General features: G+C 70.9%; 14 protein-coding genes. 10 read left to right on the plus strand and 4 right to left on the minus strand.

Translation table 11 applies throughout. From position 1 onward, the window contains the following. Positions 1 to 179 precede the first annotated feature (179 nt). On the minus strand, positions 180 to 1,556 hold the full coding sequence (locus JK361_RS27285) for a cation:dicarboxylate symporter family transporter (RefSeq protein WP_307787328.1): 1,377 nt from the start codon (positions 1,554 to 1,556) through the stop codon (positions 180 to 182). A gap of 153 nt (positions 1,557 to 1,709) precedes the next feature. Between JK361_RS27285 and JK361_RS27290 the strand changes: the two genes are divergently transcribed. Further along, positions 1,710 to 3,338 carry a sensor histidine kinase gene (locus JK361_RS27290; RefSeq protein ID WP_201822677.1) on the plus strand — a complete coding sequence of 543 codons (1,629 nt, stop codon included), beginning with the start codon at positions 1,710 to 1,712 and terminating at the stop codon, positions 3,336 to 3,338. After that, positions 3,335 to 4,030 carry a response regulator gene (locus JK361_RS27295; RefSeq protein ID WP_201822679.1) on the plus strand — a complete coding sequence of 232 codons (696 nt, stop codon included), beginning with the start codon at positions 3,335 to 3,337 and terminating at the stop codon, positions 4,028 to 4,030. The genes JK361_RS27290 and JK361_RS27295 overlap by 4 nt, the downstream gene beginning before the upstream one ends. On the opposite strand, the gene JK361_RS27300 is transcribed toward JK361_RS27295, so the two are convergent. Together JK361_RS27300 and JK361_RS27305 are read right to left on the minus strand one after the other, a co-directional pair. Then, on the minus strand, positions 3,912 to 6,083 hold the full coding sequence (locus JK361_RS27300) for a tetratricopeptide repeat protein (RefSeq protein WP_201822681.1): 2,172 nt from the start codon (positions 6,081 to 6,083) through the stop codon (positions 3,912 to 3,914). The two genes, JK361_RS27295 and JK361_RS27300, sit on opposite strands and share 119 nt — an antisense overlap. Then, positions 6,080 to 6,637 carry a hypothetical protein gene (locus JK361_RS27305; protein WP_201822683.1) on the minus strand — a complete coding sequence of 186 codons (558 nt, stop codon included), beginning with the start codon at positions 6,635 to 6,637 and terminating at the stop codon, positions 6,080 to 6,082. Before JK361_RS27305 ends, JK361_RS27300 begins: the two co-directional genes overlap by 4 nt. A 33-nt stretch (positions 6,638 to 6,670) precedes the next feature. Here JK361_RS27305 and JK361_RS27310 point away from each other — a divergent pair, with 33 nt between their 5' ends. The 5 genes from JK361_RS27310 (at position 6,671) to JK361_RS27330 (ending at position 11,568) form a co-directional block, all read left to right on the plus strand. Continuing rightward, on the plus strand, positions 6,671 to 7,513 hold the full coding sequence (locus JK361_RS27310; RefSeq protein WP_201822685.1) for a 5'-methylthioadenosine/S-adenosylhomocysteine nucleosidase family protein: 843 nt from the start codon (positions 6,671 to 6,673) through the stop codon (positions 7,511 to 7,513). Positions 7,514 to 7,666: 153 nt separating this feature from the next. After that, positions 7,667 to 9,037: an extracellular solute-binding protein gene (locus tag JK361_RS27315; protein WP_201822693.1), complete on the plus strand. Its 1,371-nt coding sequence runs from the start codon at positions 7,667 to 7,669 to the stop codon at positions 9,035 to 9,037. Continuing rightward, positions 9,034 to 9,897 (plus strand): carbohydrate ABC transporter permease, encoded by an 864-nt coding sequence (locus tag JK361_RS27320; protein WP_201822695.1) that lies wholly within the window; start codon positions 9,034 to 9,036, stop codon positions 9,895 to 9,897. Before JK361_RS27315 ends, JK361_RS27320 begins: the two co-directional genes overlap by 4 nt. After that, a complete protein-coding gene (locus JK361_RS27325; RefSeq protein ID WP_201822697.1) occupies positions 9,897 to 10,724 on the plus strand; it encodes a carbohydrate ABC transporter permease in 828 nt (275 codons plus the stop codon). Before JK361_RS27320 ends, JK361_RS27325 begins: the two co-directional genes overlap by 1 nt. 130 nt (positions 10,725 to 10,854) lie before the next feature. Continuing rightward, complete coding sequence (locus JK361_RS27330) at positions 10,855 to 11,568, plus strand: XRE family transcriptional regulator (RefSeq protein WP_372448741.1); 714 nt, start codon at positions 10,855 to 10,857, stop codon at positions 11,566 to 11,568. 43 nt (positions 11,569 to 11,611) lie between these two features. Here JK361_RS27330 and JK361_RS27335 read toward each other — a convergent pair whose 3' ends face one another. Beyond that, positions 11,612 to 12,637 carry an ATP-dependent 6-phosphofructokinase gene (locus tag JK361_RS27335; protein WP_201822701.1) on the minus strand — a complete coding sequence of 342 codons (1,026 nt, stop codon included), beginning with the start codon at positions 12,635 to 12,637 and terminating at the stop codon, positions 11,612 to 11,614. Between the two features lie 200 nt (positions 12,638 to 12,837). Between JK361_RS27335 and pta the strand changes: the two genes are divergently transcribed. The 3 genes from pta to pyk all read left to right on the plus strand — a co-directional run bounded on the left by pta (position 12,838) and on the right by pyk (position 17,651). Next, positions 12,838 to 14,928, plus strand: a complete 2,091-nt coding sequence (gene pta / locus JK361_RS27340) for a phosphate acetyltransferase (protein ID WP_201822702.1) — start codon at positions 12,838 to 12,840, stop codon at positions 14,926 to 14,928. Continuing rightward, positions 14,925 to 16,136 carry an acetate kinase gene (locus JK361_RS27345; RefSeq protein WP_201822703.1) on the plus strand — a complete coding sequence of 404 codons (1,212 nt, stop codon included), beginning with the start codon at positions 14,925 to 14,927 and terminating at the stop codon, positions 16,134 to 16,136. The genes pta and JK361_RS27345 overlap by 4 nt, the downstream gene beginning before the upstream one ends. An 87-nt stretch (positions 16,137 to 16,223) precedes the next feature. Further along, on the plus strand, positions 16,224 to 17,651 hold the full coding sequence (gene pyk, locus JK361_RS27350) for a pyruvate kinase (RefSeq protein WP_201822704.1): 1,428 nt from the start codon (positions 16,224 to 16,226) through the stop codon (positions 17,649 to 17,651). Positions 17,652 to 17,701 lie beyond the last annotated feature (50 nt).

Here is a 17,701-nt window from a genome sequence, read left to right on the forward strand (position 1 = left end):
ACGCCCGGCCCCGGTTCAGGCGGGGCCGGACGTCCGGAGCATAGGAACGGGGCACTGTGCGAGCACGTCCCGGGGCGCGGGGGACGGGGCGCGAAGCGGCCTCGTCCAGGGGCGCGGGGAACTGCGCGACGAGCCACGACGGAGCCGCAGCCGCCCGGCCGGCCCGGCCCCCCGGCCGCCTAGGCCTTGACCAGCCCCTCCTCCCGCGGCTCGGGAACCTCGCTCACCGTCGGCCGCCCCTCGTCCAGCAGCGTGGTCTCGTCGAACGGCAACTCCCCGGCCAGCACCCGCCGCACCCGGACCTTGTCGATCTCCTTCGTCCACGTGCCCACGAGCACGGTCGCGACCGCGTTGCCCGCGAAGTTCGTCAGCGCGCGCGCCTCGCTCATGAACCGGTCGATGCCGACGATCAGCCCGACCCCGTCCACCAGCGCCGGCTTGTGCGACTGGAGACCGCCGGCCAGCGTGGCCAGCCCCGCGCCGCTGACGCCGGCCGCGCCCTTGGACGCCAGCAGCAGGAAGAGCAGCAGCGGGATCTGCTCGCCGACCGACATCGGCGTGCCCAGCGCGTCCGCGATGTACAGCGACGCCATGGTCATGTAGATCATCGTGCCGTCGAGGTTGAACGAGTAGCCGGTCGGCACGGTGATGCCGACGACCGGCCGGCTGACGCCCAGGTGCTCCATCTTCGCGATCAGCCGCGGCAGCGCGGACTCCGACGAGGAGGTGGACAGGATCAGCAGGAACTCGCGGGCGAGGTACTTGAACAGGGAGAAGACGTTCAGCCCCGCGACGACCCGCAGCAGCGTCCCGAGGACGATGAAGACGAACAGGAAGCAGGTGACGTAGAAGCCGAGCATCAGCACGGCGAGGCTCTTGAGCGCGTCGAGGCCCGCGGAACCGGTCACGGCCGCGATCGCCCCGAACGCACCGACCGGCGCGGCCCACATGACCATGGACAGGATGCGGAAGACGAGCCGCTGGACGTGCTCGACCCCGCGCAGCACCGGCTGCCCGGCGGACCCCATGGCCTGGAGCGCGAAGCCTGCGAGCAGCGCCACCAGCAGGGTCTGGAGCACCTGGCCCTGGGTGAACGCCGAGACGAACGTGTTCGGGATGATCGACAGCACGAAGTCGACGGGCGGCAGCGCGTCGCTCTCGACCTGGGCGTGTCCGGTCTGCTTGAGCGCGTCGGTCAGGTGCAGCCCGTCGCCGGGGTGCAGCACGTTGCCCACCACGAGCCCGATGGCGAGCGCGACGAGCGACATCACGAGGAAGTAGCCGAGGGCGATACCGCCGACGGCCCCCACCTTGGCGGCCTTACGTACGGAACCGATGCCGAGCACGATCGTGCAGAAGATGATCGGCGAGATCATCATCTTGATCAGGTTCACGAATCCGGTGCCCAGCTGCTTCAGCTCCACCGCGGCATCCGGCCAGATCAGCCCCACGGCGATGCCGAGCGCGACCGCCGCGATGACCGCGATGTACAGGTAATGAGTCCGGTCCCGCTTCGCGCGGGGTGCGGCAGGTGCCGTATCAAGAGTGCCGGCCACGACTGCCCTCCTTGACGTCTTCGTCGGCGAACAACCGGCGTGCGGCTCACGTCCGGGCGTTTCGGGGAATGCCGTGACTATCTCCCGGCCTGTGAGGGCGGTCACCCTTCCGTTCATTTAGTTCACGATTGACCGGAGAGGCACACTGCTGGCATGCGCCTACCCGCCCTACCGAGGCCCCGCAGCCTGGCCGGCCAGCTGTTCGCCGTGCAGGCCGTGCTGATCGCGCTGGTCGTGGCCGGGTACGCGCTGTTCACCTACGTCAGCGACCGTCATCAGGCCGAGGACTCCGCCGCCCGGCAGGCCACGGCGGTGGCCCGCTCGATCGCCGACTCCCCCTCGGTCCGTGCGGCGATCCGCACCGCGGACCCCACGGCCCTGCTGGAGCCGTACGCCCTCCAGGTCACCCGGGACGCGAACGTCGACTTCGTCACGATCATGAACCCGTCCGGCATCCGCTGGACCCACCCCGACCGGAAGCAGATCGGCAAGCCCTTCCTCGGCAACATCGGCGCCGCCCAGCGCGGCCGGACCTTCACCGAGACCTACACCGGCACGCTCGGCGCGTCCGTCCGCGCGGTGACCCCGATCAGGGACGACGGCCGGATCGTCGGGCTGGTGAGCGCCGGCATCAAGGTGGAGACGATCAGCGCCCGGCTCCAGGACCAGGTCACGGCCCTGCTCGGCGTGGCCGGGGGCACACTGCTGCTGGGCGCGGTCGGCACCTACGTGGTCAACGCGCGGCTGCGCCGCCACACCCACGGCATGAACGCCGGCGAGCTGAGCCGGATGCACGACTACCACCAGGCGGCACTGCACGCCGTCCGGGAAGGGCTGCTGATGCTGGACGGCCAGTACCGGGTGGCGCTGATCAACGACGGGGGCCGGGAGCTGCTCGCGGTCGGCCCGGAGGAGGACGTGGTGGGGCGCTCGGTGGCCGGGCTCGGCCTGCCGGCCCCGCTGACCGGGGCCCTGCTGTCCTCGGAGCCGCGGGTGGACGAGGTGCACCTGACGGCGTCCCGGGTGCTGGTGGTGAACACGTCCCCCGTGTCGGGCGGCGAGCGGCGCGGAACGGTCGTCACCCTGCGCGATGTGACCGAACTCCAGTCCCTGATGGGCGAGTTGGACTCGGAGCGCGGCTTCACCCAGGCGTTGCGTTCGCAGGCGCACGAGGCCGCCAACCGGCTCCACACCGTCGTGTCGCTGATCGAGCTGGGCCGGGCCGAGGAGGCGGTGGAGTTCGCCACGGCCGAACTGGAGCTGGCCCAGGCCCTCACCGACCAGGTGGTGGCGGCGGTGAGCGAGCCGGTGCTGGCCGCCCTGCTGCTGGGCAAGACCGCCCAGGCGAACGAGCGGGGCGTGGAACTGGTGGTCTCACCGGACAGCCGCCTGGACGACGGCCTGCTCCCGCCCGAACTGTCGACGCGGGACCTGGTCACGATCCTCGGCAACCTGATCGACAACGCGGTGGACGCGGCGCAGGGGACGGTGGGGGCACGGGTGACGGTGACGGCGTACGCCTCGGCCGCCGAACTGGTGCTGCGTGTGTCCGACACCGGCCCCGGGGTCGACCCCGCCCACACCGACCTGGTATTCCAGCGGGGGTTCTCCACGAAGCCGGCCGGGCCCGGCGGACGGGGACTCGGGCTGGCCCTGGTCCGGCAGGCGGTGAACCGCCACGAGGGCACGCTGACGGTGGTGGAGTCCGGCGAGGATGGCGAGGGCGGAGCGGTGTTCGAGGTGCGGTTGCCGTTGCACACGGCCCAAGGCGGCGGCAGATGACGGACGAGCAGCAGCCCATCCGCGTCCTCGTCGTCGAGGACGACCCGGTGGCCGCCGACGCGCACGTGATGTACGTCGGCCGGGTGCCCGGGTTCGTCGCGGTCGGCAAGGCACACACCGGCGCGGAGGCACGGCGCTTCCTGGACCGTACGGCCGTGGACCTGCTCCTGCTGGATCTCCATCTGCCGGATGTGCACGGGCTCCAGCTGGCACGGTCCCTGCGGGCGGCCGGGCATCACGCGGACGTGATAGCGGTGACCTCGGCGCGGGACCTGGCGGTGGTGCGGGAGGGCGTCTCGCTGGGGGTCGTGCAGTACGTCCTGAAGCCGTTCACGTTCGCGACGCTCCGCGACCGGCTGGTCCGGTACGCCGAGTTCCACGCGGCGGTCGGCGAGGCGAGCGGCCAGGACGAGGTGGACCGGGCGCTGGCGGTCCTGCGGGCGCCGTCGCCGGCCGCGCTGCCGAAGGGCCTGAGCGGGCCGACGCTGGAACGGGTGACGTCCGCTCTGCGGGAGGCGGCCGCGGAGGGGCTCACGGCGGCGGGGGTGGCCGAGGCCGTGGGGATCTCGCGGATCACCGCACGGCGGTACCTGGAGCATCTGGTGGATGCGGGGAGGGCAGGGCGGAGTCCGCTGTACGGGCAGGTGGGGAGGCCTGAGCTGGTGTATCGGTGGGCTCCTCAGGGGCGGTGAGGAAGGCGGCACAGGCCAGGGCCCCGGCCGCCTCCTGCGGGGCATTGCCTCGGGTGTAGGCGTCTGCGGCCCGGAGGTAGTGGGCACGGGCTTCGGCGGGGCGGTGGGTCCTCCTGTAGATGAGGGCCAGGTTCTCCATGGTCTGCCCGGCTTTGTACCAGTCCTCGAACTCCTCCCGGATCGCCAGAGCCTTGCCGTACGCCGTCGTGGCGTCGTCCGTCTGCCCCAGCTCCGACAGGGCGATGCCGAGGTTGTTCCAGGCCGCCGCCGCGCCGTTGCGGTCGCCGAGAACCTGGTACAGGTCGCACGAGCGGACGAAGATGTCCCGTGCGTCCACGATGCGGTCCGCCTTCAGCAGAGCGTTACCGAGGTTGTTCCACAGCTGTGCCTCACCGGCCCGGTCACCAATGTCGTGAAGCAGCTCGTGTGCGTGAAGGTAGGCGTCGATGGCCTCCTCGACCCGGCCCGCCTCCACCAGGGCGCTGCCGAGGTTGTTCCACACCTGTGCCTCACCGGCCCGCTTCCCCAAGTCCTGATACAGCTCGCGGGAACGGATGTGGGCGTCGACGGCCGCCCCCGCGTCGCCCGACTGCCGCAGGGCAAGTCCGAGATTGTTCCAGGCCATGGCCTGACCTTCCCGGTATCCGGCGCTGTGCGCAGCCTCCTGAGCGGCTCTGCTGACCGTCACCAAGTCGTCCAGCTGCCGCCGCCATTCGAGGTAGTGGGGCAGACACAGGGCCAGCCTCACAGCCATGTCCGCGTACCGCTGCTCCCGCCCCCATTGCGCAGCGGCCACCAGCCCCGCGCGCTCCCGGTCCAGCCAGGCCAGCGCGTCGGCCCGCGTCGCGAAGCGCTCCGGCTCCGGCTCCCCCGGAAACCACATCAACCGGTCATCGGCCGCGTCCGCCCACCGGTAGTAGTGCGCGAGCAACCGCTGCCGAGCCTCCGCGTCCCCGGCCGCGACAGCTGCCCCGAACGCCCGCACCAGGTCATGCATGCGCCAACACCCTCGGCTGTTCCCCCGCTCCACCAGATGCGCGCGTGCCAGGGCCCTGAGGTCCCGTAGCGGAGCCTCCTCCACCCCGGCCAGCACGGCGGCCACCTCCTCGCTCACCTCCGGCCCCGGCGCACCGGCGAGCAGGCGCAGCAGACGTGCCTGATCGTCCGGGAGCCGCCGGTACGAGAGGTCGAACGTGGCCCGCACACTGCGGTCGCCGTCGTCGAGCGCGGCGAGCCGGTCGTACGACGTGCCCAGTTCGCCGGCGAGTTCCGCGACCGACTTGCCGGGATCCTCCGCCAGCAAGGCCACCCCGATCTGCAGGGCCAGCGGGAGGTATCCGCACAACTCCGCCAGCCGCGCCGCCGCCTCCCGTTCGGCCGCGATCCGGCCGTCGTCCGGTTCGGCGATCCGCAGGGCGCGGTCGAGGAGCTCGTACGCCGCCTCGGGCGTCAGCTGGTCCAACGGCAGCAGCCGCGCGCCCAGTTGGGCTAACCGGTCGCGCGAGGTGACCAGCACCCGGTGCCGTGCGCCGCCCGGCAGCAGGGGCCGCACCTGCTCCGGCGACGACGCGTTGTCGGCGAGGATCAGCACCGCCTCCCGCTCCGCCAGCTCCGACCGGTACAGCCCCGCCCGCTCGTCCGCCGTCGCCGGGATGTGCTCCGGTTCCACGCCCAGCGCCCGCAGCAGGGACTGGAGTGCCTGGTCGGCGGTGACGGGCACGTCGTCGTACCCGTGCAGGTTCACGAACAGCACCCCGCCGGGGAACCACCCCGCCTCCCGCGCCGCGTACGCCGCCTGCACGGCCAGGGCCGTCTTGCCGATGCCGCCGAGTCCGGAGACCGCGGTGACGAGGACGGCCTGCTCGGTGCCGGAGCCCGAAGGGTCCAGCGCGGCCCGCAGCCGTCCCAGTTCCTCGTCACGGCCGGTGAAGCCGGCCGCCCGCGGCGGCAGGGCGTCCAACGCCGTCGGCGCCGGCGCCTGCTGCCGGTACTCCGCCTTGCCGACGACCTGCCCGTAGAACGTCCCGTCCCCGAAGTCGACGTGATCGCTCACCCGTTCGCACCCCCCGTCCGGAACGGCACGGCGTACTGCACGATGCACACGCCCAGCCCCGCGACCGCGACCGCCTCCAGCACGGACACGACCGTCAGCCCGGCCGGCACGTCACCGCCCGCCCAGTACACGACGAGCGCGCTCAACGGCACGACGCAGAAGGCCAGCAGGTCCACGACGCACTGCACGACCTTCCGGGACACCCGCCGGGTGTCCGTGCGGTGGGCGGTCTCCCACCGGAAGACCTCGTCGCCCTGGGCCTGGGCCGTCGCGGCCAGCCGGGGGCCCAGCTCCCCCCGCACGTACGCCCCGATCGCCGAGATCTTCTGGTCGTTGACGAGGTACGTCCAGCCGAGCACGACGCACACCGGCGGCAGCGCGAGCAGCATCGCCGTCTGCTCGGCCTGCGCCGCGGCGGCGATGACGGCCGCGACGACGGTCAAGGTCACGTAGAGCAGATTGTCCCGGAATCCGATCCGTGTCTTCTGCTCGTCCTTGACGGTCTGGTACTCGGTGAGCAGCAACTGCCCCATGGTCACGTCTCGTTCCGGCACTTCGTCCCCTTCCCCAGGCAGTACCTTACGAGTGTGCCGGAGACGAAGCCCACAGTTCTGGTCCTGACCGCCCTGCCCGTGGAGTACACCGCCGTGCGGGCGCACGTCCCCGAACGGGAGGAACACGTGCATCCCAAAGGGACCCGCGCCGAGATCGGCCGGCTGCCGGACAGTCCCTGGTACGTGGCGATGAGCGAGCTGGGGGTGGGCGCGGAGCGGGCCGCGGCGCTGACGACCCAGCTCATCGACTGGCTGCACCCCGAGGCCGTCCTCTTCGTGGGTGTCGCGGGGAGCCTGAAGGACGACATCGCGATCGGCGACGTCGTGGTCGGCACCCAGGTCTACGAGATCCACGGCGGCAAGCAGGCCCACGACGGTTTCAAGGTCCGCCCCAGGGCCCTGCCGGGCTCCCACGCGCTGGAGCAGGCCGCCCGTTCCGCGGCCCGTGACCTGCCGGGGGTCCGGGTGCACTTCGCGCCGATAGCGACCGGTGACGTCGTGCTGGCCGACGCCGGATCGGACATCGCCCGGCACATCGAGGAGCACTACAACGACGCCGGGGCCATCGAGATGGAGGGTTCGGGGGCCGCCCACGCGGCGCACCTGAGCGGCCGGCTGGACGCCCTTGTCGTCCGGGGCGTCAGCGACCGGGCCGACCGGCACAAGCGCAGGGCGGACGCCGGCGGCTCGCAGGAGCGGGCGGCCGCGCGGGCCGCGGCGGTGACGGTCGCCATGCTGCGCAAGCACCAGCCCCGGCACACCGGGCCCGCGGACTCCGGTGAGGGATCCCCGGCCCGGTACGGCGGCGACCACATCGACTTCCGGGGCGGGACCTACTACGGACCCGTCATCGGAAAACAGGTCCGCGACCGGTAGCGGCGGCACGCTCCACCGGCCAATTCCCGGGCCGCCGTTCCCCGGGAAGCGGCGGCGGCTCGATCCCGCGCAGACGCATTGACCCGACCGGACCACCGCTCTTACCTTCACGGCAGCAATCTCCGCGCCACCCCCACGTGTGCTCAGGAGGTCATGCCCGTGCGCCCCACCGCCGCCCTCACCCCCCTCCTCGCCGCCGCCCTCGCCGCCACCGCCCTCACCGCGTGCGGCGGCTCAGGCAGCAGCCCGGACACGGTCAAGGTGTCCTACAAGCAGTCCACCGACAACTCCGTCAAAGTGATGGACACCTACCTCGCCGGCATGAAGAAGCAGTTCGAGGAGAACCACCCCGGCAAGAAGGTGGAGTTCGTGCCCATCAAGGCCCCGGACTCGGAGTACTACACCAAACTCCAGCAGATGCTGCGGTCGCCGCGGACCGCGCCGGACCTGGTCTACGAGGACACCTTCCTCATCAACTCCGACATCACCAGCGGCTACTTGAAGCCGCTCGACCCGTACCTCGCCAAGTGGCCGGACTGGCGCCGGTTCGCCGACACCGCGAAGGCCGCCGCGAAGGGCGAGGACGGGAAGACGTACGGGGTTCCGGACGGGACCGACACCCGTGGACTCTGGTACGACAGGCGCGTCTTCGAGAAGGCCGGGCTGCCCGCGCACTGGCAGCCGAAGACCTGGGACGACGTGCTCGCCGCCGCGCGGACCATCAAGGAGAAGGTCCCCGGTGTCACGCCGCTCAACGTCTACACCGGCAAAGCGGCGGGTGAACGGTCCACGATGCAGGGGTTCGAGATGCTCCTGTACGGCACGGGCGACGGCTCCTCCGATCCGCTCTACGACAGCTCGGCGAAGAAGTGGTTCACGGCCGGGCAGGGCTTCCGGGACGCCCTCTCCTTCGTGGAGACCGTCTACAGGGAGAAGCTCGGCCCCGACGTCTCCGACGCCCTCGACCCCAACTTCGCCACCACCGTCAACGGTGAGCTGCTCCCCCAGGGCAGACTCGGCATCGACCTCGACGGCTCCTGGCTGCCGCAGGCATGGCTGCCGGGCAGCGGGCACGAGTGGCCGGACTGGTCCCGGCGACTGGGGCTCGCGTACATGCCCACCCAGCACGGGCAGGCGCCGGGCAAGGTGAGCATGTCCGGCGGCTGGACCTGGTCCATCCCGGCCAAGGCGGCCAACCCCGGCCTCGCCTTCGACTTCATCAGGACGATGCAGACGAAGGACAACGCCCGCAAGTGGTACATCGCCAACTCCGGTATCGCCGTGCGCGAGGACGTCGCCGCCGACCCGGCCTACGCCGGCGCCCAGCCCGGCATCGCGTTCTTCACCGGCCTGGTGGCCGGCACCCACTACCGGCCCACGTACCCGGCGTACCCGAAGGTGTCCACCGCCGTCCAGGAGGCCATGGAGAGCGTGACCACCGGCGACCGGTCCGTGGCGGAGGCGGTGAGCGCGTACGACGCGACGCTCGAGGACGTCACCGGCGGCCGAGTGGTCGAGAGGTGAGGCACCGGTACCGGATCGCCGGAGCCCTGCCCCTCGGCCCCGCCGTCGTCCTCCTGCTCCTCTTCCTCGCCGGCCCGATCGCCTACTGCGTCTACATCGCCTTCACCGACCTCCAGCTGACCGGGCAGGCGCACTCCTCCTTCGTCGGCCTCGCCAACTTCCGCCGGGCCTTCCGGGACGACGCGTTCCTGAACGCGGTGTGGCTGACCCTCGTGTTCACCGTGCTGTCCTCGCTCGTCGGGCAGAACACCCTGGGGCTCGCCCTGGCCGCGCTGATGAAGCGGGCGTCGAAGCCCGTGCGCACCCTCACCGGCGGGGTCGTCGTCACCGCGTGGGTGCTGCCTGAGGTCGTCGCCGGGTTCCTGCTGTACGCGTTCTTCCGGCGCGAGGGCACCTTGAACGCCATCCTGGACTGGCTGCATCTGCCCCGGCAGAACTGGCTGTTCACGCTGCCGATCCTGGCCGTGTCCTTCGCGAACGTCTGGCGCGGTACGGCGTTCTCGATGCTCGTCTACTCCGCGGCCCTCGACGAGATCCCGGCCGAGATCACGGAGGCCGCCGAGGTGGACGGGGCCGGCGGGTGGCGGCGGCTGTGGCACATCACGCTGCCGATGATCCGCCGCTCCATCGGCACCAACCTCATGCTCAACACCCTCCAGACGCTCTCCGTCTTCGGGCTGATCTGGGTGATGACCCGGGGCGGGCCCGGGGACCGGAGCCAGACGCTGCCGCTGTTCATGTACGAGCAGGCCTTCCAGAACAGCATGATCGGGTACGGCACCGCGGTCGCCCTGCTCCTGCTGCTCGTCGGCTCCCTGTTCTCCGTCGTCCATCTGCGGCTGCTGCGGACGGAGGTCTGATGCCCCGCAAGCGCGCCTCCCGGCGGCTCGCCGCCGACGTCTCGCTGCTCGCCGTGGCCGCCGCGTTCGCGCTGCCCCTCGCCTGGGTGCTGCTGTCGGCCGTGGATCCGCACGCCGGCCTACGGGTCAGGGTCCCGGACGGACTCACCCTGGACAACTTCGACGCGATCCTGACCCCGGAGATCACCTACACCCCGCTGCTGAACAGCCTGGTCCTGTGCGGGGGCGCCACGGCGCTGACCGTCGTCTGCGCCGCCCTCGCCGCGTATCCGCTCTCCCGGTTCCGGTCCCGGCTGAACCGGCCGTTCCTGCTGACGATCCTGTTCGCGACGAGCCTGCCCATCACCGCGATCATGGTGCCGGTGTACGCGCTGTTCGTCCGGGTGAACCTGATCGACACCCTTCAGGGCACCGTCTTCTTCTTCACCGCCTCCCAGTTGCCGTTCGCCATCTGGCTGATGAAGAACTTCATGGACGGCGTCCCCCGGGAGCTGGAGGAGGCGGCCTGGACGGACGGGGCCTCGGCGCTCCAGTCCCTGGCCCGGATCGTGCTGCCGCTGATGGGTCCCGGGCTCGCCGTCGTGACCGTGTTCTCGTTCGTGATGATGTGGGGGAACTTCTTCGTCCCGTTCATGCTGCTGCTCAGCCCGGACCGGATGCCGGCCTCGGTAAGCGTCAACGACTTCTTCGGCAACCGGGGCATGGTGGCGTACGGCCAGCTCGCCGCGTTCTCCGTGATCTATTCGACGCCGGTGATCCTTTTGTATGTTCTGGTGGCACGGAGACTGGGCGGCGGGTTCGCGCTGGGCGGGGCGGTGAAGGGGTAACGAGAGGTAACGCCAGGTCACAAGGGGTGACACCGAGTGTCAGGTCACTGCATGCGATCACCCCGTACGTTCCTACGATCCGTTATCTCGGTGGAACCGACCGTAGTCAGCACCCCCGCGCACCCCTACCTTGTGCCGGGTGCGCCACTCAGCCCAACCGAACCCTCCGACTCCCCCGTTCAACGCCCCGGCCGCCCGCAGGCTCCGCGCCGCGCTGGGCATGGGGCCCGAGCACGTCGCCTACGGGATGCGTGCCTCGTACGGGATGCCGTATGTCACCCCCGACCTCGTGGTCGCCTGGGAACGCGGCACGGTCACGCCCAGCAGTCCCGAACTCACCGCGCTGGCAGGCGTGTTGTGGTGTTCTCCGGGCGAGCTCATCGGCCGGCCGCAGACCCTGCGCGAGCACCGCATCGCCCGGGCCGTCGCGCCGGAGGACGTCGCGCACGCCGTCGGCATGGAGCTGCGCGCGTATCTGCGGGCGGAGGAGAGCGGGCAGTGGCGAGGCAACGAGCGGCAGTCGGCCGCGCTCGCGCAGACCCTGGACCTCGCCCTGCCCGACTTCGTCGCCGTCACCGGACGGGAGGCCAAGCTCGCCGATCTGCTGCACAGCGCGGTGACCACCCGCTGGCAGGCCTATGTGCGCCCGGTGATGAAGCTCGCCCCTTTGGACAAGGGCGTCGTGGAGGACGTTCTCCAGGCGCTGCACCAGGACTACCAGGGGCACATGGCGGCCACCCTCAGCTGGGGCGGCGGCAGCAGGAGCGCGAGCGAGTCGGGGCAGCAGTTCCTGGACGGGATCGTCGAGAACTTCTGGACGTCCGTCGAGAGCAGGCCGGGCTGACCGCCGCCCCGGGGTGGTGGCGGCGGTCCGGGAGCCGTACGGCTCAGAAGACCGACTCGGCCTCGTCCATCCGGTCCTTCGGCACCGTCTTCAGCTCGGTGACCGCCTCGGCGAGGGGCACCATCACGATGTCGGTGCCGCGCAGCGCGGTCATCCGGCCGAACTCCTCGCGGTGCGCGGCCTCGACCGCGTGCCAGCCGAAGCGGGTGGCGAGGACGCGGTCGTAGGCGGTGGGTACACCACCGCGCTGGACGTGACCGAGGATGACCGGCTTGGCCTCCGTGCCCAGGCGCCGCTCCAGCTCGTAGGCGAGGGCGGTGCCGATGCCCTGGAAGCGCTCGTGGCCGTACTGGTCGATCTCGCCCTTGCCGTAGTCCATGGTGCCGTCGGCGGGGTGGGCGCCCTCGGCGACGCAGACGACGGCGAACTTCTTGCCGCGGGCGAAGCGCTCCTCGACCATCTTGACCAGGTCGGCGGGGTCGAAGGGCCGCTCGGGCAGACAGATGCCGTGGGCGCCGGCGGCCATGCCGGACTCCAGGGCGATCCAGCCGGCGTGCCGGCCCATGACCTCCACGACCATCACGCGCTGGTGTGACTCGGCGGTGGTCTTCAGCCGGTCCATCGCCTCGGTGGCCACGCCGACGGCCGTGTCGAAGCCGAAGGTGCGGTCGGTGGAGGAGATGTCGTTGTCGATCGTCTTGGGCACGCCGACCACCGGGAGGCCGGCGTCGGAGAGCATGCGGGCCGCGGTCAGGGTGCCCTCGCCGCCGATCGGGATCAGCGCGTCGATGCCGAACTCCTCGACCATGTCGGCGGCCCCCTCACAGGCCTCCCGCAGCCGGTCCCGTTCCAGGCGGGAGGAGCCGAGGATGGTGCCGCCGCGGGCCAGGATGCCGCTGACCGCGTCCAGGTCGAGCGCGCGGTAGTGACGGTCGAGCAGACCTCGGTAGCCGTCCTCGAAGCCGATGACCTCGTCGCCGTACTGCGCCACCGCCCGGTGCACGACCGAGCGGATCACGGCGTTCAGGCCGGGGCAGTCGCCGCCTGCGGTGAGAACTCCGATGCGCATCGTGCTGTGTCTCCTGCTCGCTGTCGGTGCCGGTGAGCCAGTGCCGATTCTTTCACGTCCGCCGGACCGGTGAAGTCTTGACGGGCGCCTTATCCGGCGGCGGGGGTATTGTCAAGAGGGTTCGGCTCACCTCGGTGAGCGATTTTTATGCCGACGACGCGACAGACGCGACCGATCGATATGAGGAACGGAGTGGACACGTGACGCGCAGCGTGTACGTGACCGGGATCGACCGGGGGGACGGCCGCCAGGTCGTGGAGCTGGGGGTCATGGAACTCCTGACCCGGCAGGTCGACCGGGTGGGGGTGTTCCGGCCGCTCGTGCACGACCGGCCGGACCGGATGTTCGAGCTGCTGCGCTCCCGGTACCGCCTCTCCCAGGACCCGGCGACCGTCTACGGCATGGACTACCACGAGGCGTCCGCGCTCCAGGCCGAGCAGGGCACCGACGAGCTGGTCTCCACCCTCGTCGACCGCTTCCACCTGGTGGCCCGCGACTATGACGTCGTCCTGGTCCTCGGCACCGACTTCGCCGACACCCAGCTGCCGGACGAGCTGTCCCTGAACGCCCGGCTCGCCAACGAGTTCGGCGCCTCGGTGATCCCGGTGGTCGGCGGCCGCAAGCAGACCGCCGAGTCGGTGCTGGCCGAGACCCGCAACGCCTACCGCGCGTACGACGGGCTCGGCTGCGACGTGCTGGCCATGGTCACCAACCGGGTGGCCCAGCAGGACCGCGACGAGATCGCCGGGCGGCTCGCGGACCGGCTGCCGGTGCCCTGCTACGTCGTGCCGGACGACCCCGCGCTGTCCGCGCCGACGGTCTCCCAGATCGGGCACGCCCTGGAGGCCAGGGTGCTGCTCGGCGACGACTCCGGCCTCGCCCGGGACGCGCTGGACTTCGTCTTCGGCGGCGCCATGCTGCCCAACCTGCTGGGCGCCCTGACCCCGGGCTGCCTGGTCGTGACCCCGGGCGACCGCGCCGACCTGGTCGTCGGCTCGCTGGCCGCGCACAGCGCCGGCACCCCGCCGATAGCCGGCGTGCTGCTGACCCTGAACGAGGTGCCGCGCGAAGAGATCCTCACCCTCGCCGCCCGCCTGGCGCCGGGCACCCCGGTGCTGTCCGTGGCCGGCAACAGCTTCCCCACCGCCGAGCGGCTCTTCTCCCTGGAGGGGAAGATGACCGCGGCCACCCCGCGCAAGGCGGAGACCGCGCTCGGCCTGTTCGAGCGGTACGCCGACACCGCCGAACTGGCCCGCCGGGTCTCGGCGCCGAGCAGCGACCGCATCACCCCGATGATGTTCGAGCACAAGCTGCTCGAGCAGGCCCGATCCGACAAGCGGCGGGTGGTGCTCCCGGAGGGCACCGAGGAGCGGGTGCTGCACGCGGCGGAGGTGCTGCTGCGCCGGGGCGTGTGCGACCTGACGCTGCTCGGTCCCGAGGACCTGATCCGCAAGAAGGCCGCCGACCTCGGCATCGACCTCGGAGACACCCGGTTGATCGACCCGGCCACCTCCGAGCTGCGCGACGCCTTCGCCGAGAAGTACGCGCGGCTGCGCGCCCACAAGGGCGTCACGGTCGAGCTGGCCTACGACGTCGTGTCGGATGTGAACTACTTCGGCACCCTGATGGTCCAGGAGGGCCTGGCCGACGGCATGGTGTCCGGCTCGGTGCACTCCACGGCGGCCACCATCCGCCCCGCCTTCGAGATCATCAAGACCAAGCCGGAGTCCTCGATCGTCTCGTCGGTGTTCTTCATGTGCCTGGCCGACAAGGTGCTGGTCTACGGTGACTGCGCGGTCAACCCGGCCCCGAACGCCGAGCAGCTGGCGGACATCGCCATCCAGTCGGCGGGCACGGCCGCGCAGTTCGGCGTGGAGCCGCGGATCGCGATGCTGTCGTACTCGACGGGCACGTCCGGGTCGGGCGCCGACGTCGACAAGGTGCGCGAGGCCACCGAACTCGCGCGCTCGCGCCGGCCCGACCTGAAGATCGAGGGCCCGATCCAGTACGACGCCGCCGTCGAGCCGTCCATCGCGGCGACCAAGCTGCCGGAGTCCGACGTCGCCGGGCAGGCCAGCGTGCTGATCTTCCCCGACCTCAACACCGGCAACAACACCTACAAGGCCGTGCAGCGCTCGGCCGGCGCGATCGCCGTCGGCCCCGTCCTTCAGGGGCTGCGCAAACCGGTCAACGACCTGTCCCGGGGCGCACTCGTCCAGGACATCGTCTCCACCGTCGCCATCACGGCGATCCAGGCCCAGAACCCGAGCGAGAAGGCGTCCCAGCAGTGACCACCCCCACCCGTGTCCTCGTCCTCAACTCCGGTTCCTCGTCGGTGAAGTACCAGCTGCTGGACATGCGCGACAGCAGCCGTCTCGCGGTGGGCCTGGTCGAGCGCATCGGCGAGCAGACCTCCCGGCTCAAGCACACCTGCCTGGCCTCCGGCGACACCCGTGAGCACAGCGCGCCGATCGCCGACCACGACGCGGCCCTCAAGGCGGTCGCCGAGGAGCTGGGCCGGGACGGCCTCGGCCTGGACTCCCCCGAACTGGCCGCGATCGGGCACCGGGTGGTGCACGGCGGCATGTTCTTCACCGAGCCCACGGTGATCGACGACGAGGTGCTCGCCGAGATCGAGCGGCTGATCCCGGTCGCCCCGCTGCACAACCCGGCCAACCTCACCGGTATCCGCACCGCGCAGGCGCTCCGCCCCGACCTGCCCCAGGTCGCCGTCTTCGACACGGCGTTCCACACGACGATGCCGGAGCCGGCGGCGCGCTACGCCATCGACCCGAAGATCGCCGACCGCCACCGGATCCGCCGCTACGGCTTCCACGGCACCTCGCACGCCTACGTGTCCCGGGAGACCGCGCGGCTGCTGGGCAAGGACCCGTCCGAGGTCAACGTGATCGTGCTGCACCTGGGCAACGGCGCCTCCGCGTCCGCGGTGGAGAAGGGCCGGTGCGTGGACACCTCCATGGGGCTGACGCCTTTGGAGGGGCTCGTGATGGGTACGCGCTCCGGTGATCTGGACCCGGCCGTCATCTTCCATTTGGCGCGGGTCGGCGGAATGTCCATGGACGAGATCGACACTCTCCTCAACAAGAGGAGCGGCCTGTTCGGTCTGTGCGGGGACAACGACATGCGGGAGATCCGCCGCCGGATCGACGAGGGCGACGAAGAGGCCGCTCTCGCGTTCGACATTTACATTCACCGGATCAAGAAGTACATCGGCGCCTATTTCGCGGTGCTCGGCACGGTGGACGCGGTCGCCTTCACCGCCGGGGTCGGCGAGAACGCGGCTGCCGTGCGGGAGGCGGCGATCGCGGGCCTGGAGGGCCTGGGGCCGGCGGTCGACCCGGAGCGCAACGCCGTGCGCGGCGGCGAGCCGCGGCTGATTTCGCCGGAGTCCGCCCGGGTGGCGGTGGCCGTGGTGCCGACGGATGAAGAACTGGAGATCGCGACGCAGACCTACGCACTGGTCGGAAAGAACAACTGAATAGCAGCACCTGAGCGGTGCGGCACTCATTTGTATCTTCCGCCAGACGGAATATTCCGTAGCGAAACAAACCGATAGGATCGCCCCATGCGCCGTTCGAAAATCGTCTGTACTCTCGGCCCCGCGGTCGACTCCCACGAGATGCTCGTCGCCATGATCGAGGCGGGCATGAACGTAGCCCGGTTCAACTTCAGCCACGGCACCCACGCCGAGCACCAGGCGCGGTACGACCGCGTCCGGGCCGCGTCCAAGGAGACCGGCCGCCCCATCGGCGTCCTCGCCGACTTGCAGGGCCCGAAGATCCGCCTGGAGACCTTCGCCGAGGGTCCGGTCGAGCTGGAGCGCGGTGACGAGTTCGTCATCACGACCGAGGACGTGCCGGGTGACAAGCAGATCTGCGGTACGACCTACAAGGGGCTGCCGGGCGACGTCTCGCGCGGCGACCAGGTCCTGATCAACGACGGCAACGTCGAGCTGAAGGTCGTGGACGTCGAGGGCCCGCGGGTCCGGACGATCGTCATCGAGGGCGGTGTCGTCTCCGACCACAAGGGCATCAACCTGCCCGGCGCGGCCGTCAACGTGCCCGCGCTGTCCGAGAAGGACGTCGAGGACCTGCGCTTCGCCCTCCGCATGGGCTGCGACATGGTCGCGCTGTCCTTCGTCCGGGACGCCAAGGACGTGCAGGACGTCCACCGCGTCATGGACGAGGAGGGCCGCCGGGTCCCGGTGATCGCCAAGGTGGAGAAGCCGCAGGCGGTCGAGAACATGGAGGAGGTCGTCGCGGCGTTCGACGCCGTCATGGTGGCCCGCGGTGACCTCGCCGTCGAGTACCCGCTGGAGAAGGTCCCGATGGTGCAGAAGCGCCTGGTGGAGATGTGCCGGCGCAACGCCAAGCCGGTGATCGTGGCGACCCAGATGATGGAGTCGATGATCACCAACTCCCGCCCGACCCGTGCCGAGGCGTCCGACGTCGCCAACGCGATCCTGGACGGCGCCGACGCGGTCATGCTGTCGGCGGAGTCCTCGGTCGGCGCCTACCCGGTCGAGACGGTCAAGACCATGTCGAAGATCGTCACCGCGGCCGAGCAGGAGCTGCTCTCCAAGGGCCTGCAGCCGCTGGTGCCGGGCAAGAAGCCGCGCACGCAGGGCGGTTCGGTGGCCCGCGCCGCCGCCGAGATCGCCGACTTCCTCGGCGGAAAGGGCCTGATCGCCTTCACCCAGTCCGGTGACACCGCGCGCCGGCTGTCCCGCTACCGGGCGACCCAGCCGATCATCGCCTTCACCACGGACGAGGACACCCGCAACCAGCTCACCCTCAGCTGGGGCGTGGAGTCGCACGTCGTGCCGTTCGTGAACACCACCGACGAGATGGTCGACCTGGTGGACCAGGAGATCGCCCGTCTCGGCCGGTTCAGCGCGGGTGACACCGTCATCATCACCGCCGGCTCGCCCCCCGGGGTCCCCGGCACCACCAACATGCTCCGCGTCCACCACCTGGGCGGCCAGAGCAACTGACGTGCCCCTGAAGGGCTTTGAACGGCACTGAGGGCGCCCCCTGCGACAGG

This window comes from Streptomyces musisoli (genome assembly GCF_016741855.1).
Classification (GTDB): domain Bacteria; phylum Actinomycetota; class Actinomycetes; order Streptomycetales; family Streptomycetaceae; genus Streptomyces; species Streptomyces musisoli.